16 protein-coding genes are annotated in these 15,735 nt (G+C 63.5%); 14 read left to right on the top strand and 2 right to left on the bottom strand.

Translation table 11 applies throughout. From position 1 onward, the window contains the following. Window positions 1–66: 66 nt before the first annotated feature. On the bottom strand, window positions 67–1,686 hold the full coding sequence (locus tag YUO_RS0120305; RefSeq protein WP_028348929.1) for a helicase HerA-like domain-containing protein: 1,620 nt from the start codon (window positions 1,684–1,686) through the stop codon (window positions 67–69). A 326-nt stretch (window positions 1,687–2,012) separates the two neighbouring features. Between YUO_RS0120305 and YUO_RS47815 the strand changes: the two genes are divergently transcribed. The 9 genes from YUO_RS47815 to YUO_RS0120350 all read left to right on the top strand — a co-directional run bounded on the left by YUO_RS47815 (window position 2,013) and on the right by YUO_RS0120350 (window position 10,104). Further along, window positions 2,013–2,378 carry a hypothetical protein gene (locus YUO_RS47815; protein ID WP_028348930.1) on the top strand — a complete coding sequence of 122 codons (366 nt, stop codon included), beginning with the start codon at window positions 2,013–2,015 and terminating at the stop codon, window positions 2,376–2,378. Window positions 2,379–2,430: 52 nt separating this feature from the next. After that, window positions 2,431–2,838, top strand: a complete 408-nt coding sequence (locus YUO_RS0120315; RefSeq protein WP_028348931.1) for a DUF4332 domain-containing protein — start codon at window positions 2,431–2,433, stop codon at window positions 2,836–2,838. An 85-nt stretch (window positions 2,839–2,923) separates the two neighbouring features. Beyond that, entirely contained in the window at window positions 2,924–3,781 is an 858-nt protein-coding gene (gene folP / locus YUO_RS0120320) for a dihydropteroate synthase (RefSeq protein WP_028348932.1), read from the top strand. After that, complete coding sequence (folB, locus tag YUO_RS0120325) at window positions 3,778–4,149, top strand: dihydroneopterin aldolase (protein ID WP_028348933.1); 372 nt, start codon at window positions 3,778–3,780, stop codon at window positions 4,147–4,149. Before folP ends, folB begins: the two co-directional genes overlap by 4 nt. A 1-nt stretch (window position 4,150) precedes the next feature. Beyond that, complete coding sequence (gene folK / locus YUO_RS0120330; RefSeq protein ID WP_028348934.1) at window positions 4,151–4,642, top strand: 2-amino-4-hydroxy-6-hydroxymethyldihydropteridine diphosphokinase; 492 nt, start codon at window positions 4,151–4,153, stop codon at window positions 4,640–4,642. A gap of 92 nt (window positions 4,643–4,734) precedes the next feature. Beyond that, window positions 4,735–6,597, top strand: coding sequence for a methylmalonyl-CoA mutase family protein (locus YUO_RS0120335; RefSeq protein WP_028348935.1), 1,863 nt, complete (start codon window positions 4,735–4,737; stop codon window positions 6,595–6,597). Window positions 6,598–6,599: 2 nt separating this feature from the next. Beyond that, complete coding sequence (locus tag YUO_RS0120340) at window positions 6,600–7,067, top strand: GFA family protein (protein ID WP_028348936.1); 468 nt, start codon at window positions 6,600–6,602, stop codon at window positions 7,065–7,067. Window positions 7,068–7,109: 42 nt separating this feature from the next. Beyond that, a complete protein-coding gene (scpA, locus tag YUO_RS0120345; RefSeq protein WP_028348937.1) occupies window positions 7,110–9,269 on the top strand; it encodes a methylmalonyl-CoA mutase in 2,160 nt (719 codons plus the stop codon). A gap of 37 nt (window positions 9,270–9,306) precedes the next feature. Beyond that, window positions 9,307–10,104: a DUF3298 and DUF4163 domain-containing protein gene (locus YUO_RS0120350; protein ID WP_430649552.1), complete on the top strand. Its 798-nt coding sequence runs from the start codon at window positions 9,307–9,309 to the stop codon at window positions 10,102–10,104. A 6-nt stretch (window positions 10,105–10,110) separates the two neighbouring features. On the opposite strand, the gene YUO_RS0120355 is transcribed toward YUO_RS0120350, so the two are convergent. Further along, on the bottom strand, window positions 10,111–10,581 hold the full coding sequence (locus YUO_RS0120355) for an SRPBCC family protein (protein WP_028348939.1): 471 nt from the start codon (window positions 10,579–10,581) through the stop codon (window positions 10,111–10,113). Window positions 10,582–10,801: 220 nt separating this feature from the next. Here YUO_RS0120355 and YUO_RS0120360 point away from each other — a divergent pair, with 220 nt between their 5' ends. Genes YUO_RS0120360 through YUO_RS0120380 form a run of 5 tightly spaced genes read left to right on the top strand, consistent with a single transcriptional unit; the run spans window position 10,802 to window position 15,524 of the window. Next, the gene (locus YUO_RS0120360; protein WP_035727125.1) at window positions 10,802–11,797 is read left to right on the top strand and encodes a tripartite tricarboxylate transporter substrate binding protein; all 996 of its coding nucleotides are present in this window, start codon (window positions 10,802–10,804) and stop codon (window positions 11,795–11,797) included. 42 nt (window positions 11,798–11,839) lie between these two features. Continuing rightward, complete coding sequence (locus YUO_RS0120365; RefSeq protein WP_028348941.1) at window positions 11,840–12,325, top strand: tripartite tricarboxylate transporter TctB family protein; 486 nt, start codon at window positions 11,840–11,842, stop codon at window positions 12,323–12,325. Window positions 12,326–12,328: 3 nt separating this feature from the next. Continuing rightward, window positions 12,329–13,840 carry a tripartite tricarboxylate transporter permease gene (locus YUO_RS0120370; RefSeq protein ID WP_028348942.1) on the top strand — a complete coding sequence of 504 codons (1,512 nt, stop codon included), beginning with the start codon at window positions 12,329–12,331 and terminating at the stop codon, window positions 13,838–13,840. Window positions 13,841–13,893: 53 nt separating this feature from the next. After that, window positions 13,894–14,886: a methylmalonyl Co-A mutase-associated GTPase MeaB gene (meaB, locus tag YUO_RS0120375; RefSeq protein ID WP_028348943.1), complete on the top strand. Its 993-nt coding sequence runs from the start codon at window positions 13,894–13,896 to the stop codon at window positions 14,884–14,886. Next, a complete protein-coding gene (locus YUO_RS0120380; RefSeq protein ID WP_028348944.1) occupies window positions 14,883–15,524 on the top strand; it encodes a pyroglutamyl-peptidase I in 642 nt (213 codons plus the stop codon). Before meaB ends, YUO_RS0120380 begins: the two co-directional genes overlap by 4 nt. Window positions 15,525–15,735 lie beyond the last annotated feature (211 nt).

The raw sequence follows: 15,735 nt of genomic DNA on the forward strand, positions 1-15,735 counted from the left end.
GGATTCAGAGGAGATTACGTCGCAGCTCTTCACGCGAACCGACTAACACCTTCGCTCGAAAAAGTCCTAGCGCCGCAGCAAGCCGCCGAGCGCGCCGCGCACCAGCGCGCGACCAACTGAACCGCCGAGCGATCCACCAACCGATTTGCCGAGATCGGCGACGATGCCGCCGACCACCTTGTTGGTGACGGACCGCGTGACATCTCGTGCAATCACCTGCCCGGTCGACAGCCTGCCGCGCCTGACGTTGGTGCCGAAGATCGTGCCGACGATCGAGCCAATCTGGCCGAGAATGCCGCCACCGCCACCATCCTGCCCTTCCGCAGGCGCCGCCGTCGTGGCTACCCGCTTCTGCAGCATCTCGTAGGCGGATTCGGCGTCGACCGTGGTGTCGTATTTGCCTTTGACCGGGCTCTTGCCCATGATCGCGTTGCGCTCTTCCGGCGTGATCGGCCCGATCCGCGCCGTCGGCGGCCGGATCATGACGCGCTCGACCATGGTCGGCGTACCACCACCTTCAAGGAACGACACCAGCGCCTCGCCCTTGCCGAGCTCCATGATGACGCGAGCGGTGTCGAGCTTGGGGTTCGGCCGGAACGTCTGCGCCGCCGCGTTCACCGCCTTCTGGTCGCGCGGCGTGAAGGCGCGCAACGCGTGCTGCACGCGGTTGCCCAACTGCGCCAGCACCTTGTCCGGCACGTCGATCGGATTTTGCGTGACGAAATAGACACCGACACCCTTGGAGCGGATCAGGCGGACCACCTGCTCGATCTTGTCGAGCAATGCCTTCGGCGCATCGTTGAACAACAGATGCGCCTCATCGAAGAAGAAGACCAGTTTCGGCTTTGGCAGGTCACCGGCTTCCGGCAGCTCTTCGAACAGCTCCGACAGCATCCACAGCAGAAACGTCGCGTAGAGCCTTGGGTTCTGCATCAGCTTGTCGGCGACCAGAATGTTGACCATTCCCCGGCCGTCGCTGTCGGTCTTCATGAAGTCTTTCAGCAAAAGCGCCGGCTCGCCGAAGAACTTGGTGCCGCCCTGGTTTTCCAGCACCAGAAGCTGGCGCTGAATGGTGCCGATCGTTGCCTTGCTGACATTGCCGTAACTCTGCGCGGCCTTTCGGATTTCGGCCAGCTCGTCCTCCTCGGCATCCGGCCCCCTTTTGCCGCCGGCGGGCGCGATCGCATCCAGCAGCGACCGCAGATCCTTCATGTCGATCAGCGTCAGGCCGTTTTCATCCGCCACGCGGAATGCGACGTTGAGAACGCCTTCCTGCACGTCGTTCAGGTCGAGCATTCGCGATAGCAACAGCGGTCCCATTTCTGTAACCGTAGCGCGCACCGGGTGACCCTGCTCGCCGAACACGTCCCAAAATACCGTCGAGAACTGATCGGGCTGGAAATTGAGGCCCATCTCGCCGGCGCGCTTAAGAATGAAGTCTTTTGCTTCACCGACTTCAGCAATTCCGGACAGATCGCCCTTGATATCGGCCGCGAACACGGGAACACCGGCGCGGGCAAAGCCCTCCGCCATCACCTGCAGCGACACGGTTTTGCCGGTGCCGGTCGCTCCGGTGACGAGGCCATGCCGATTGGCAAGCGCCAGCGTCAGCCAGGCCGTCTGTTCGCCCTTTCCGATGAAGATCTTCTCTTCGGTATCGGCTGTCTTGTTATCGGAAGTCGCCATCGCATCGCCTCTTCGCGCGCCGGGGGATTTGGTGGGCGATCATATCGCATCCTGCCCGCCGATTGAAACCGTCGGCGGTAAATACGTGAGCCTTCGCCCGCCTCATCGTTCATGCTTTCTCATACTTTTTTCCAACCTTCGGCAGAAAAATCGAGAGCGCAGCGCAACAAGTCAGCGTGAATCCGGCCTTCACTCTTGCATTGCTGCAACACTCGCGACTCGATCTAGGCCTTCGCACGTGCGGATCGCTTGTATTTCAGATCGCAGGCGCTCAAGATCAATTTGCATAGACGACCCGGTAAAGCCGGTTTGGGGACGGGGCAAATATGGACGAACTGGTAGGGCGACTGGCCACTAAGGTCGGTATCGATCGCGCTGTCGCTGAAAAAACCATCGGCATCGTTCTGGGTTTTCTCCGCAACGAGGGCCCCGCCGACAAGGTTCAGGCTCTGATCGACCAAATTCCGGGCGCCGAAGCTGCGATTGCGGCTTCCAGCAGCAACGGCGGATTCGCGCGGCTGATGGGCGGAGGCTTGATGGCGGTTGGCACCAGGCTGATGGCGCTTGGTCTGGGCATGAGCGAAATTCAAAGCGTGGCGCGTGAACTTTTCAGGTTCGGTCGCGACAAAATCGGAGCGGATCAAATGGGCGAAATCATTTCGGGGACGCCGGGTCTCAGCCAGTTCGCGTAGTCGTCTTGGTGAGCACATTCGGCCCGGGCACATTCTTTTTTCATCTGGTATCATGACTTATCCCCTTTCCGAGATCGACGGCTTGACCGCCTACTCTGCCTCGAAACTGAAATCGTTGGGCATTCGCACGACCGATGCGCTGCTGGAAGCTGCTCGCACCGTGAAAGGGCGCAAGTCGCTCGCAGCGAAGACCGGCATCAGCGAGCAGCAACTGCTGGAATGGGCCAATTTTTCCGACTACATGCGCATTCCCGGGATGGGCAAGGCCAAGGTAGGCCTGATACGCGCCGCTGGCGTCACCACGGTACGCGAACTCGCCCATCGCAACCCGGCGCGACTCGCCCAGAACATGAAAGACGTGAACACGAAGTGCAAACTCGTCCAGGTTTTGCCCTCTGAGCGATCGGTCGAGCAACTGATCGAGCAGGCGCGCAAGCTGCCGCCCAAAATTAGCTATTGAAGATCAGCGACTGAACCGCCAGTCCGTCCCGCGGTGCCGGCCCTCGCGCCTTGACTCGGCGGCGCGGACCGCGCAAAGCGACCGCATGATGGCAGCCAAGCCCAGATCAACCGCCGCAACCGGTCCGGCCGGTCAATCGGTGCTGCCTGCGCTGCTGTCCAGGCCCCATCCGGCGGTGATGGGCGTACTGAATTTGACGCCGGATTCATTCTCGGACGGTGGTCAATTCGCCGCCCCGGAGCGGGCGCTGGCCCAAGCCCGGCGGATGATCGCCGAGGGCGCTGACATCATCGACATCGGCGCGGAATCGACCCGGCCCTACGGATCGGAACCGATCTCGGCGGAAGAGGAATTGAAACGCCTGCAGCCGATACTGTCCGATGTCGTCGCGCTCGGCATTCCCGTGTCGATCGACAGCATGAAATCGGCCGTCGTCGCCTGGGCTCTCGATCAGGGCGCGACAATCGCCAACGATGTCTGGGGGCTGCAGCGCGATTCCGGCATGGCCGGACTGGTCGCGGAGCGTGGCGCGCCCGTCATCGTCATGCATAACCGCGAGCGCGCCGATCCTGCTGTAGACATCATGCAGGATATCGCCGCTTTCTTTGCGCGTTCGCTCGATATCGCCGCGAAGGCGGGAATTTCATCCGACAAGATCGTGCTCGACCCTGGCATCGGCTTCGGCAAGACGCCCGAGCAGAGCATGACCGCGCTGGCGCGGCTCGGCGAGTTGCAGTCGCTTGGCCTTCCAGTATTGGTCGGCGCCTCGCGCAAGCGTTTCATCAGCACGGTGACGCCGTCGGAACCGCATCAGCGCCTCGGCGGCTCGATTGCCGCGCATCTGCTGGCGGCCCAAAACGGGGCGCGGATCATCCGGGCGCATGACGTCGCCGAAACCGTACAGGCGCTGCGGGTGGCTGCGGCAATCAGGGAACGGCAATGAGCGATACGATTTTCATCACCGGCGTCGTCATCCATGCCCGCCACGGCGTGATGGAGCATGAGACCAAGGTCGGGCAACGGTTCGTGATCGATATCGAACTCTCCGTTGACCTGTCAGAATCCTCGCACTCCGATCGGCTGTCCGACACCGTGTCTTATGCCAGCGTGGTCGAGACCGCGACCGCCGCATTCACGAACACCAACTACAAGCTTTTGGAGCGTGCGGCCGGCGCCGTTTCCGACGCGATCTTCGCGGCGTTCCCACGCGTCCATGGGATCAAGGTCACCGTGCACAAGCCGCATGCGCCGATCGCCGAGATTTTCGAGGATGTCGGCGTGGTACTCGTGCGCAAACGGTCATCGCCCTGACATGGCGGACGTGCTGATCGCGCTCGGCGGCAATGTCGGCGATGTCCGCGCGACGTTCAAAAAGGCCATCTCCAATATTTGCGGCATGACCCAGGCTGCGCTGCTTGCGCGTTCTTCTGACTACATCACCCCGCCCTGGGGCAAGGAACACCAGGCGCCCTTCGTCAACGCCTGCATCGAGATCGAAACCAGCCTCGATCCGCATGCGCTGCTGTTCACGCTGCACAAGATCGAGAAGAAATTCGGCCGCGACCGCGCCCATGAGACGCGCTGGGGGCCGCGCACCCTCGACCTCGACCTGATCGCCTATGATGACGTCAGCCTCGACAAGCCGGAACTGACGCTGCCGCACCCGCGGGCTTTCGAGCGCGCCTTTGTGCTGGTGCCGCTGGCCGAGATCGTTCCCGACCGTGTCATTGCGGGACGCCGCGTGCGGGATGCGCTGGCACAATTGTCGACCGAGGGGATTGAGCGCTTACCCGACCTCGATTGAGCCCAAAAGACCCAAAACAACCGTTTGGCTTGGCGGCCGCCCCGTGGCAATTTCCGGCCAAATAAAGAGACGACCAGGGAATAATGGGCCGGATGACCGATAACGATGAGCTGACATTGGCCGCGGAGTTTCCGCAGGCGACCTACGAGGACTGGCGCAAGCTGGTCGACGGAGTGCTGAAAGGCGCGCCGCTCGAGAAACTGGTCAGCAAGACGTCCGACGGGTTGAAAATCGATCCGATCTATCGCCGCGCGAAAGGCGCCACGCCGGTCGCCGGCCGTGCCGCCGCCGCGCCCTGGCAGGTCATGCAGCGGATCGATCATCCCGACGCCAAAGCGGCCAACGCGCAGGCGCTGCACGATCTCGAAAACGGCGCCACCGGCCTGACACTGGTGTTCGCTGGCGCCAATGGCGCCCACGGGTTTGGGTTGGACCCTTCGGCCGAAGCCGTCGAAGCGGTTCTCGACGGCATTTATCTCGACGCCGGCATCGGTATCGAGCTGCAGATCGGCCCGCAGTCGCGCATGGCGGCCATTCACGTTGCCGAATACATCAAACGCAAAGGGCTTGATCCCGCGGCCTGCGATATCCGTTTCGGTCTCGACCCGCTCGGATCCTGTGCGGTGTCGGGCTCCAGTCCCCATAGTTGGGACGAAATCGTGCCCGCGGTTACCAGTGCGATCCAGGGCCTCACCGCCATGGGCTTTAAGGGTCCGTTCGCAGCGGCCGATGGACGGGTGATCCATGACGCGGGCGGGTCGGAAGTGCAGGAACTGGCATTCGTGCTCGCCTCCAGCGTCGCTTACCTGCGCGCGATCGAACGGGCCGGGATTGCGCTCGAAGATGCGCAGGGCGTGGTCTATGCACGGCTTGCCGCCGATGCCGATCAGTTTCTGACGCTGGCAAAATTCCGCGCGCTGCGGCTGTTGTGGGCGCGGATCGAGCAGGCCTGTGGCCTGACGCCCAAACCGCTGTTCATCGCCGCCGATATCGCCTGGCGAATGCTGACGCAGCGCGACCCTTATGTGAACATGCTGCGCGCGACGATGGCGACCTTCTCCGCCGGCCTCGGCGGCGCCAACGCCATCACCGTACTGCCGCACACGCTGGCGCTGGGATTGCCCGATCCTTTCGCACGACGCGTGGCGCGCAATACGCAACTGGTGCTTTTGGAAGAGTCCAATCTCGCCAAGGTGAGCGATCCGGCAGCCGGCTCCGGCGGCATCGAAACGCTGACGCGGCAACTCTGCGAAGCTGCATGGTCGCTGTTCCAGGAAATCGAAAAGGCCGGTGGCATCTTCTCAGCGCTTGAGCAGAACCTGATCCAGAAGAAGGTCGCCGCGACGCGGGCAGCACGTGAAGCCAATATTGCCAAGCGCAGGGACGTGCTGACCGGCGCGAGCAAATTCCCGAATCTGCACGAGGACGATATCGCGGTACTCGATGCCAAGCCGATCGTGCTGCCGCCGTATGGCGAGGCGAAGTACAAGTTCGATCCGCTCACGCCAATACGGCTGGCCGCGCCGTTTGAGGCGCTGCGAGACAAATCGGACGAAAAGCTCAAGGCTTCGCGCGCACGGCCGAAAATCTTCCTCGCCAATCTCGGCACGCCGGCCGATTTCACCGCGCGTGCGACCTTTGCCAAGAGCTTCTTCGAGACCGGCGGCATCGAGGCGATCGACACGCAAGGTTTTGCGGATCCCGCGGCACTCGCTGCCGCATTCACGGCGTCCGGTGCGGCAATTGCCTGCCTGTGCTCGTCCGACAAGGTCTATGCGGAACACGCGATACCCGCCGCCAAGGCCCTTCAAGCGGCCGGCGCCAAGCATATCTATCTGGCAGGGCGGCCCGGCACACAGGAGGCCGCGCTGCGTTCCGCCGGGGTCGGCGATTTCATCTTTGCCGGCGGGGATGCGCTGGCGATGCTGCGGGAAGCCTGGCAGCGGATGGAGTGAGCATGACGGAAAGCAACCACAAGACGGTCCTGACCGGCGGCTGCCAGTGCGGCGCCATCCGCTTTGCGGTGTCGAAAGTGCCGCCCAAGGTCAGCATCTGCCATTGCCGGATGTGCCAGAAGGCATCGGGCGCGCCCTTCGCCTCCCTCGCCGATATCGAGCACGAGCATTTCAGCTGGACGCGCGGTAAGCCGGCCTCGTTCCAATCCTCCTCTATTGCCGAGCGTGATTTCTGCGCGGCCTGCGGCACGCCGCTGACCTACCGGTTGATCGGCGGCCCCCGGATCGAGATCATGACCGGCACGTTCGACCGCCCAGACCTCGTCGTGCCAACCCGGCAATATGGCACCGAATCCCGGCTCGGCTGGGTGGTCGGCATCGCCAACCTACCGAGCCAGACAACGCAGCAGAATTACGGGCCGGAAAAGATGGCGACCATCGTCAGTCACCAGCATCCGGACCATGATTAGGAGTGGCAATCTCGGCCAGCCAGATATGGTATAATGGGTAACATGAGCCACATACCGAACTTTGCGAATATCGCCTTTGAACCCACCGCGCCCGCGCAGCCCGCCGGCAGCGCCGAGCCGTGGCTGACGCCGGAGGGCATTCCGGTAAAGCCGGCCTACAGCGAGGCCGATCTCGAAGGCGTTGATTTCCTGGAGACGTGGCCGGGCGTCGCGCCCTACCTGCGCGGCCCCTACCCGACCATGTATGTCAACCAGCCCTGGACCATCAGGCAGTATGCCGGCTTCTCCACGGCAGAGGATTCCAACGCGTTCTATCGCCGCAACCTCGCCGCCGGTCAGAAGGGTCTTTCGGTCGCGTTCGACCTCGCCACCCACCGCGGCTACGATTCCGACCATCCGCGCGTGTCCGGCGACGTCGGCATGGCGGGCGTTGCGATCGATTCCATCTACGACATGCGCACGCTGTTTGCGGGCATTCCGCTCGACCAGATGAGCGTGTCGATGACCATGAACGGCGCGGTGCTGCCGATCCTCGCGCTGTTTGTAGCCGCTGCCGAGGAACAGGGCGTTCCGCCGGAGAAATTGTCAGGCACCATTCAGAACGACATTCTGAAAGAGTTCATGGTGCGCAACACCTACATCTATCCGCCGGGGCCCTCGATGCGGATCATCTCGGACATTTTTGCGTACACGTCGCAAAAGATGCCGAAGTACAATTCGATCTCGATCTCCGGCTATCACATGCAGGAAGCTGGAGCTACGCAGGATCTCGAGCTCGCTTACACGCTGGCCGACGGCGTCGAATATCTGCGCGCGGGGCTTGCGGCGGGCCTCGACGTCGACCGCTTCGCGCCGCGGCTGTCGTTCTTCTGGGCGATCGGCATGAATTTTTTCATGGAAGTCGCCAAGATGCGCGCCGCGCGGCTGCTGTGGGCAAAACTGTTGAAGCAGTTCGACCCGAAGGACCCGCGCTCGCTCTCGCTGCGCACGCATTGCCAGACTTCCGGCTGGTCACTGACCGCGCAGGACGTCTTCAGCAACGTGATGCGCACCACCATCGAGGCAATGGCAGCCACCCAAGGCCACACGCAGTCGCTGCACACCAATGCGCTCGACGAGGCGCTGGCGCTGCCGACGGATTTTTCGGCCCGCATCGCCCGCAACACGCAATTGTTCCTGCAGCAGGAGAGCGGCACGAACCGCATCATCGATCCCTGGGGCGGCTCCTATTACGTCGAGCGGTTGACGCGGGATCTCGCGGCGAAGGCCTGGGGCCATATCCAGGAGGTCGAGGCGCTCGGCGGCATGGCGAAGGCGATCGAGGCCGGTGTGCCCAAACTGCGGATCGAGGAAGCTTCCGCCAAGACGCAGGCGCGGATCGACGCCGGCAAGCAGGCCGTGATCGGCGTCAACAAATACAAGCCGGTCAACGAAGCACCGATCGACGTGCTCAAGGTGGAGAACTCCACCGTGCGGCGGCTGCAGATCGAGAAGCTGAAGCGGCTGCGCTCCGAGCGCGACCAGAAGGACGTCGATCAGGCGCTGGCTGCGCTGACGCGCAGCGCCGGCGAAGGTAACGGCAATCTGCTGGCGCTCGCGATCGACGCGGCGCGCGCAAAAGCCACCGTCGGCGAAATTTCGGACGCGATGGAAAAGGTGTTCGGGCGGCACCGCGCCGAGATCAAGTCCATCACCGGCGTCTACAAGCGGGAGGCGTCCGCCATGTCCAACCGGGTCGAAAAAGTGCAGGCGCTGATCGATGCGTTCGAAACTGCCGAGGGCCGCCGGCCTCGCATCCTCGTCGCCAAGATCGGACAGGACGGCCACGACCGCGGCCAGAAGGTGATTGCATCCGCCTTTGCCGATGTCGGCTTCGACGTCGATATCGGGCCGCTATTCGCTACCGCCGACGAAGCGGCGCGGCAGGCGGTGGAGAACGACGTCCATATCCTCGGCGTCTCCTCGCTGGCTGCAGCGCATCTCACCGCCGTACCGGAGCTCAAGGCCGCACTGAAAAAGCATGGCCGCGAGGACATCATGATCATTATCGGCGGCGTCGTCCCGCCGCAGGATTATGAGGCGCTTTACGCGGCCGGTGCCGAAGCGATCTTCCCGCCCGGCACCGTGATCTCGGACGCCGCCGAAGAGCTGATCCACAAGCTCAACGCCCGGCTCGGCCATAGCAGCGAGGCGGCGGAGTAGCCCTCCGCCGGGTTCAGGCTCTTCCAAAGGATAGCCCTTGCGCGGCATTGCATTCCTCACGCTCACCCGGGCAATTGGTTTGGCGGGCGCCCTCGCAGGCACTGCGGTGCCGGGCACGGCGTCTGCCGCCGAGCCCAAGCCGGACTTTTCCATCAAGACCAAATGGGTCGAAGCCAGCGTCTTTCTCGACGCGAAGATCAAGGCCGATCCGGCGCTGGCGGCGAACTGCCTTGCGGAGGGAAAAGCGTGGGCGCAGAAGAACCGCGCCGATGCCGACAAGCAACACAAGCAGGATCCGGACCTGTTCCGCAACGCGTGGTCGTATGAACGGAAATACGACACGCGCTCGGTGATCGATGGCCGCTATGTCAGCATCGTCAGGGCCGATTACGAATATACTGGCGGCGCGCACCCCAACAGCTCGTCCGATACGATCCTGTGGGACAAGTCAGCGGGCAAGCGCATCAGCATCCGTCCATTCTTCACCGAAACGGCTGACAACGGCCCGACACTGAAAGCGATGCGGCAAGGGGTCATGGCCTCTCTCACGGCCGAGAAAAAGAAACGCGGCGCGGAAGACACGGACGCCAGCGCCATCGAGGGTATCGAACCGAAGCTTCTCAAGATCGGCCCGATTGCACTGGCGCCATCGACTGATGAAGGCAAGAGCTCCGGCCTGAACTTCTACTACCCACCTTACGCGGTCGGCTCCTATGCCGAAGGCGAGTATGTCGCCTTCGTGCCGTGGGAGACGTTGAAGCCATATCTGACGCCGGAGGGCGCCAGAATTTTCGGCGGTGCGCGACCGAAAGAAGACGAAGACCGGCGGCAATGATGGATATCAAGCAGCAAGGCGGGCGAGCGACCGTTCGAGCGAATGCGTCCAATCCGGAATCCATGACTGGAACAATGCTTGCCAGCGATCGGCGTCCTGCGGTGCGGTGTCGAGCTTCACCGACCATTCGATGAAGGTCCGGTTGCCCTCGACGACCGGAAGCAAGTGCATCGTTCCCTCATAGCGTGTCGGCCCGGTCGCGTCCTGCGCCAACCCGGACGGAAACGGAAACGGCTCGATGCCCGCATAGGTCAGCGAATGCGCTTCATCGGAGTGGCCCGCCAGCCGCTGCCTGATCCAGTTGCCGAAATAGCAAAAGCGCCTGACCGCGCCGATTTCGTCGCCGGCCTTGTCATCCTCGATCACGCTCTCACTGACCCCTTCGATATAGGCCGGATAATTGTTGAAATCGCGGATCAGGGCCCACACGGTTTCCATGGGATGGTCCAGCACGGTGCTGTAATAGGCTGTCGTCATGGCTCTCTCCGCAATCGATCGCGGCCCGATGCTGGGCCGCGCATCGATACCTATTTCGGGTGGCCCGATCGCCGCCACCCGATTTCCGGATGTGGCGAGATGCCACCCGGCGGCGATCCCCATCATTCGCCAATGCCTTGCGACCCCAACGCAAAGCCGCCTACAATGCCTCATCACAAGAGCGCCCGGCATCACGGACGCCGCAGGGAGGACCATCAAAATGTCCAAAAAGATCACGCGCCGCGCCTTCGCGGCTTCATCCGCTGCTGCTGCGGCTGTCGCAGGCTTTGGTTTCAAGCCGGCTTCAGCGCAGGCCTATCCGTCCCGGCCGGTGACCGTGATCGTGCCATGGGGAGCCGGCGGCGGCACCGACGCGACCGCGCGCATTGTCGCGGCGCTGTTGGAAAAAGACCTCGGCCAGCCGTTCAACGTGGTCAACCGCACCGGCGGCTCCGGCGTGGTCGGCCATTCCGCGATCGCGACCGCACAGCCCGACGGCTACACCATCGGCATGCTGACGGTAGAAATCTCGATGATGCACTGGCAGGGGCTCACTGAACTGGCGCCCAAGAGCTACACGCCGCTGGCGCTGATGAACGAGGATCCGCCCGGCATCCAGGTCAGTTCCACCTCGCCCTACAAGACCGTGAAGGAACTGGCGGATGCGATCAAGGCCGCCCCCGCCGGCAAGTTCAAGGCCTCCGGTACTGGCCAGGGCGGCATTTGGCATCTCGCACTGGTCGGCTGGATGCAGGCGATGGGACTTGCCCCCAATCACGTGGCCTGGGTGCCGTCGAACGGCGCCGCTCCCGCGATGCAGGATCTGGCTGCCGGAGGTCTCGACCTCACCACCTGTTCGGTGCCGGAAGCCCGCGCGATCATCGAGGCCGGCAAGGCGCGCAGCCTCGCCGTCATGGCTACGGCCCGCAATCCCGCATTCCCGGACGTCCCGACGCTGAAGGAAGCCATGGGCATCGACTATTCGACCGGCGCCTGGCGCGGCATTGCCGGTCCCAAGGGCCTGCCCGCTGATGTAGCGACGAAACTCACCGCGTCGCTGAAGAAGGTCTACGACTCCAAGGAGTTCAAGGACTTTATGAGCAATCGCGGCTTTGGAACGGTGTGGGGCGATGCGGCCCAATTTGCCGCATTCATGGAGAAGGGCGACGCCCAGATGGGCGTTGCGATGAAGGCCGCCGGTCTCTCCAAGGCCTGATCTTGATCGGCTGACATCGCCCGATAGCCGCGGAGCCAGTTCATGCGTCTACCCGATCGCGTCACGGGATTGTTTCTCGTTGGCCTCGGCGCGGCTGCTGCCTATGGCGGCTGGCAGTTGCCGCCGGTGCCCGGCCAGCCGGTCGGGCCCAACGTCTTTCCGCTGGTGATTGGCACCGGTCTCGCGCTGTGCGGGCTCGCGATCGCGTTCGGGATTGGCCGCAGCTTCGAAGAGGAAGAACACCTTATTCCGGTCGAGGGCGGCCAGCCGCCGCCCCCAACCGGAAAGCTCTATGGCCTGCGCGCTTTGCTCCCGCCGGCGCTGTTGCTGTTCTACGTGTTTATCGCCGACCGGCTCGGCTTCATCCTCACGGCGGCAATGATCGTCTACGTGACCTCGACCGCGCTCGGCGCCCGCTGGAAGGTTGCGTTGCCGCTCGCGCTGCTTGCGCCGATCGGCATCCACTTGATTTTCTCAAAATTGCTGCGCGTGCCGCTGCCGCCCGGCGTTTTGCCGATGCCCTGGTGATCGATGCTCAATACCCTGACGCAAGCCTTCGCGCTCATCACCACTTGGGAAGTCATCGTCGCGATGTTCGCGGCATCGGTCTATGGCCTCGTCATCGGATCGCTGCCCGGGCTCTCGGCTACGATGGCGACCGCGCTACTCGTCCCTGTCACCTTCTATCTGTCGCCGATCGCAGCAATCGCCACCATCGTCGCCGCATCCACAATGGCGATATTCGCCGGTGACATCCCCGGCGCGCTGCTGCGCATTCCCGGCACGCCTGCCTCGGCGGCTTACGCCGACGAAGCCTATGCAATGACGCGCAAGGGCGAGGCCGAACTCGCGCTCGGCGCCGGCGTCTGGTTCTCCGCCGTGGGCGGCATCGCGGGCACGCTGTCGCTGATGATCCTCGCGCCGCCGCTAGCCGAAATCGCGCTGTCGTTCTCGACCTTCGAATATTTCTGGCTCGCTTTCCTCGGCCTGATGTGCGCCACGCTGGTCGCGCGGTCTTCCCCGGTGAAGGCGATCGCCAGCATGTTCATCGGCCTACTTGTCGCCTGCATCGGCATCGAAAACCCCGGCGGCGTGCCGCGCTTCACCTTCGGCATGACCAACCTGTTCGGCGGCATCGAACCGATCCCGGCGCTGGTCGGCGTATTCGCGGTGGCGCAGGTCATGCGGGCGATGCTGACGCCCGAGCCGCCGCCAATCCCGCGGCGTAGATTTGGAAGCATCTTGGCGGGCCAATGGAAGCTCACCAAAAAGTACAACTGGCAGATGACGCGCGGGAACATCATCGGCATCATCATCGGCGTGCTGCCGGGCGCCGGCGCCGACATGGCCGCCTGGGTCAGCTACGCCATGTCCAAACGCTTTTCGAAGGAACCGGAGAAATTCGGAACCGGCCATGTCGAGGGCGTGGTCGAAGCCGGCGCCAGCAACAATGCCAGCATCGCCTCGGGCTGGGTGCCTTCGCTGCTGTTCGGCATTCCCGGCGACACCATCGCGGCGATTGCCATCGGCGTGCTCTACATGAAGGGCCTCAACCCCGGCCCGACGCTGTTCACCGAAAAAGCGTCGAGCATGTATGCGATCTACCTGATGTTCATCATCGCCAACATCATCATGATCCCGCTCGGCATCATCATGATCCGGCTCGCAAGCCACGTGCTGCGCGCGCCGCGTTCCACCGTGATGCCTGTGATCATGCTGTGCTGCGCCGTCGGCTCCTTCGCCATCGGCAACAACATATTCGGCGTGGTTATCGTAGCGACCTTCGGGGTCATCGGTTATGTCATGGAGGAGAACGGCTACCCGGTCGCCGCCATGGTGCTCGGCATCGTCATGGGCACCATGATCGAGCAGAGTTTTGTGACCTCGCTGATCAAGTCTGACGGCAGTGTGTTGCCATTCTTCGAGCGGCCGATCGCCGCTATCCTTGCCGCCATGGCGATCGGCGCGCTGATCTGGCCGGTGCTGGTCTGGGTATGGCGGAAGCTCAAACGCGCGCCCGTCCCCGCCGCGTCGGCGCGCTGAAGGACTGCGCAAGGCCCCCTCGCCTGCATGGCGCTGGCGTTGTAAACCAAGCCATGACCCTGCCGAAGAATCTTTCCCCCGATGTCGGGAAACTTGCCAAAGAACTCCGCTCCGGCCACCGCGCGGCGCTGGCGCGTGCGATTACCCTGATCGAGAGCAGGCGCGCCGATCACCAGGCCGCGGCACGCGATCTGGTGCAGACGCTGTTATCAGACACCGGGAAGGCCGTCCGCGTCGGCATTACCGGCTCGCCCGGGGTCGGCAAATCCACCACCATCGACGCGCTTGGCATGTTCCTGATCGAGCGCGGCCACAAGGTCGCGGTGCTCGCGGTCGATCCCTCCTCGGCCCGCACCGGCGGCTCGATTCTCGGCGACAAGACGCGGATGGCGCGGCTGGCGAATTCGGACGCTGCCTTCGTCCGACCCTCGCCCTCGTCCGGTACGCTCGGCGGCGTCGCCGCCAAGACCCGCGAGGCGATGTTGCTGTGCGAGGCGGCCGGCTTCGACGTGGTGCTGGTCGAGACCGTCGGCATCGGCCAATCCGAAACCGCGGTCTGCGACATGACCGATTTCTTTCTCGCCCTGATGCTGCCCGGCGCCGGTGACGAATTGCAGGGCATCAAGAAAGGTCTGGTCGAACTCGCCGACATGATCGCGATCAACAAGGCCGACGGCGACAACGTCAAGCGCGCCAATCTGGCGGCGGCCGAGTATCGCAGCGCGCTGCATATTCTCAGTCCCCGCTCGGAGCATTGGCATCCGCCGGTCGTGACCTATTCGGCGCTGACCGGCACCGGCATGGACACACTGTGGCAGAAGATTTTGGATCATCGCACCGCCATGAACGCCTCGGGCGAGTTCGCCGGCCGGCGGCGCGAGCAGCAGGTGAAATGGATGTGGTCGATGCTGGAGCAGCGGACGATGGCGCGGCTGCGCTCCGATGCCGCGATCCGCGCCAAGGTAAAGAAGACCGAGGCCGAGGTCGCCGACGGCCGCATCACGCCGGCGGTCGCCGCCGAGCAGATCGCGGAGTGGCTGCGGTGAGCGACAAGCTTCGCATTCTCATCACCGGCTTCGGTCCGTTCCCCGGCGCGCCTTACAATCCGACGCAGCCGCTGGTGGCGCGGCTGACGCGGCTGCGACGCCCCGCGTTCAGCGAGGTTGAACTGTCCAGCCACATCTTTCCCGTCACCTACAGCGCGGTCGATCGCGAATTGCCAATCGTTCTGCAAAGGCACAAGCCGCATGCGCTGTTGATGTTCGGCCTCGCCTCGCGGACACCGTATATGCGGATCGAAACCCGCGCCCGCAACGCCATCACCATGCTGTGGCCTGACGCCGCGCAAACCCGCGCCCGAAAAGGCTCCATTGCCGACGGAGCGGACGCGCAGATGTTTGGCCCTCACACCGCCAAGCTGCTGCGCGCAGCCAGAGGTACCGCGATCGATGCCCGCGCCTCGCGTGATGCCGGTAGCTATCTCTGCAACTATCTGAGCTGGCGCGCGATCGAAGCCGTGGATGCCGGCAACGGCCCCCGCCTTGCCACCTTCATCCACATCCCGCCGCTGGCGCGCAGCGGCGTGGTCAGACGCAAAGGTTTTCCGCGGATCACGCTGGAGGAGCTGGTCGATGCCGGCGAAGCGATGATGCTGGAAATGGTGCGGCTGGCGCGGAGAGCGTAGGGTGGGCAAAGCGAAGCGTGCCCACCATTATTCCCCGCGGATCCAATGGTGGGCACGGCGCTAGCGCGCCTTTGCCCACCCTACGAATTTTGGCCGTACCCAACATTAACCCTACCCCTAACAATCGCTGCTCTTCTTCCCGGTCTTCACCATGCTGCACTGCATTTTCGCGATACCTATGAAACGCGAATGCCGCGACCTGCATCGCGCT

It is taken from the genome of Bradyrhizobium murdochi (assembly GCF_000472965.1).
Taxonomy (GTDB): Bacteria; Pseudomonadota; Alphaproteobacteria; order Rhizobiales; family Xanthobacteraceae; genus Bradyrhizobium; species Bradyrhizobium murdochi.

What these genes read in the sequence shown, in the direction of transcription:
- YUO_RS0120305 (WP_028348929.1), bottom strand. Translation starts at nt 1,686, where the DNA reads ATGGCGACTTCCGATAACAAGACAGCCGATACCGAAGAGAAGATCTTC.
- meaB (WP_028348943.1), top strand. Translation starts at nt 13,894, where the DNA reads ATGACCCTGCCGAAGAATCTTTCCCCCGATGTCGGGAAACTTGCCAAA.
- YUO_RS0120340 (WP_028348936.1), top strand. Translation starts at nt 6,600, where the DNA reads ATGACGGAAAGCAACCACAAGACGGTCCTGACCGGCGGCTGCCAGTGC.
- YUO_RS0120360 (WP_035727125.1), top strand. Translation starts at nt 10,802, where the DNA reads ATGTCCAAAAAGATCACGCGCCGCGCCTTCGCGGCTTCATCCGCTGCT.
- YUO_RS0120335 (WP_028348935.1), top strand. Translation starts at nt 4,735, where the DNA reads ATGACCGATAACGATGAGCTGACATTGGCCGCGGAGTTTCCGCAGGCG.
- YUO_RS0120355 (WP_028348939.1), bottom strand. Translation starts at nt 10,581, where the DNA reads ATGACGACAGCCTATTACAGCACCGTGCTGGACCATCCCATGGAAACC.
- YUO_RS47815 (WP_028348930.1), top strand. Translation starts at nt 2,013, where the DNA reads ATGGACGAACTGGTAGGGCGACTGGCCACTAAGGTCGGTATCGATCGC.
- YUO_RS0120315 (WP_028348931.1), top strand. Translation starts at nt 2,431, where the DNA reads ATGACTTATCCCCTTTCCGAGATCGACGGCTTGACCGCCTACTCTGCC.
- folP (WP_028348932.1), top strand. Translation starts at nt 2,924, where the DNA reads ATGATGGCAGCCAAGCCCAGATCAACCGCCGCAACCGGTCCGGCCGGT.
- folK (WP_028348934.1), top strand. Translation starts at nt 4,151, where the DNA reads ATGGCGGACGTGCTGATCGCGCTCGGCGGCAATGTCGGCGATGTCCGC.
- YUO_RS0120365 (WP_028348941.1), top strand. Translation starts at nt 11,840, where the DNA reads ATGCGTCTACCCGATCGCGTCACGGGATTGTTTCTCGTTGGCCTCGGC.
- folB (WP_028348933.1), top strand. Translation starts at nt 3,778, where the DNA reads ATGAGCGATACGATTTTCATCACCGGCGTCGTCATCCATGCCCGCCAC.
- scpA (WP_028348937.1), top strand. Translation starts at nt 7,110, where the DNA reads ATGAGCCACATACCGAACTTTGCGAATATCGCCTTTGAACCCACCGCG.
- YUO_RS0120370 (WP_028348942.1), top strand. Translation starts at nt 12,329, where the DNA reads ATGCTCAATACCCTGACGCAAGCCTTCGCGCTCATCACCACTTGGGAA.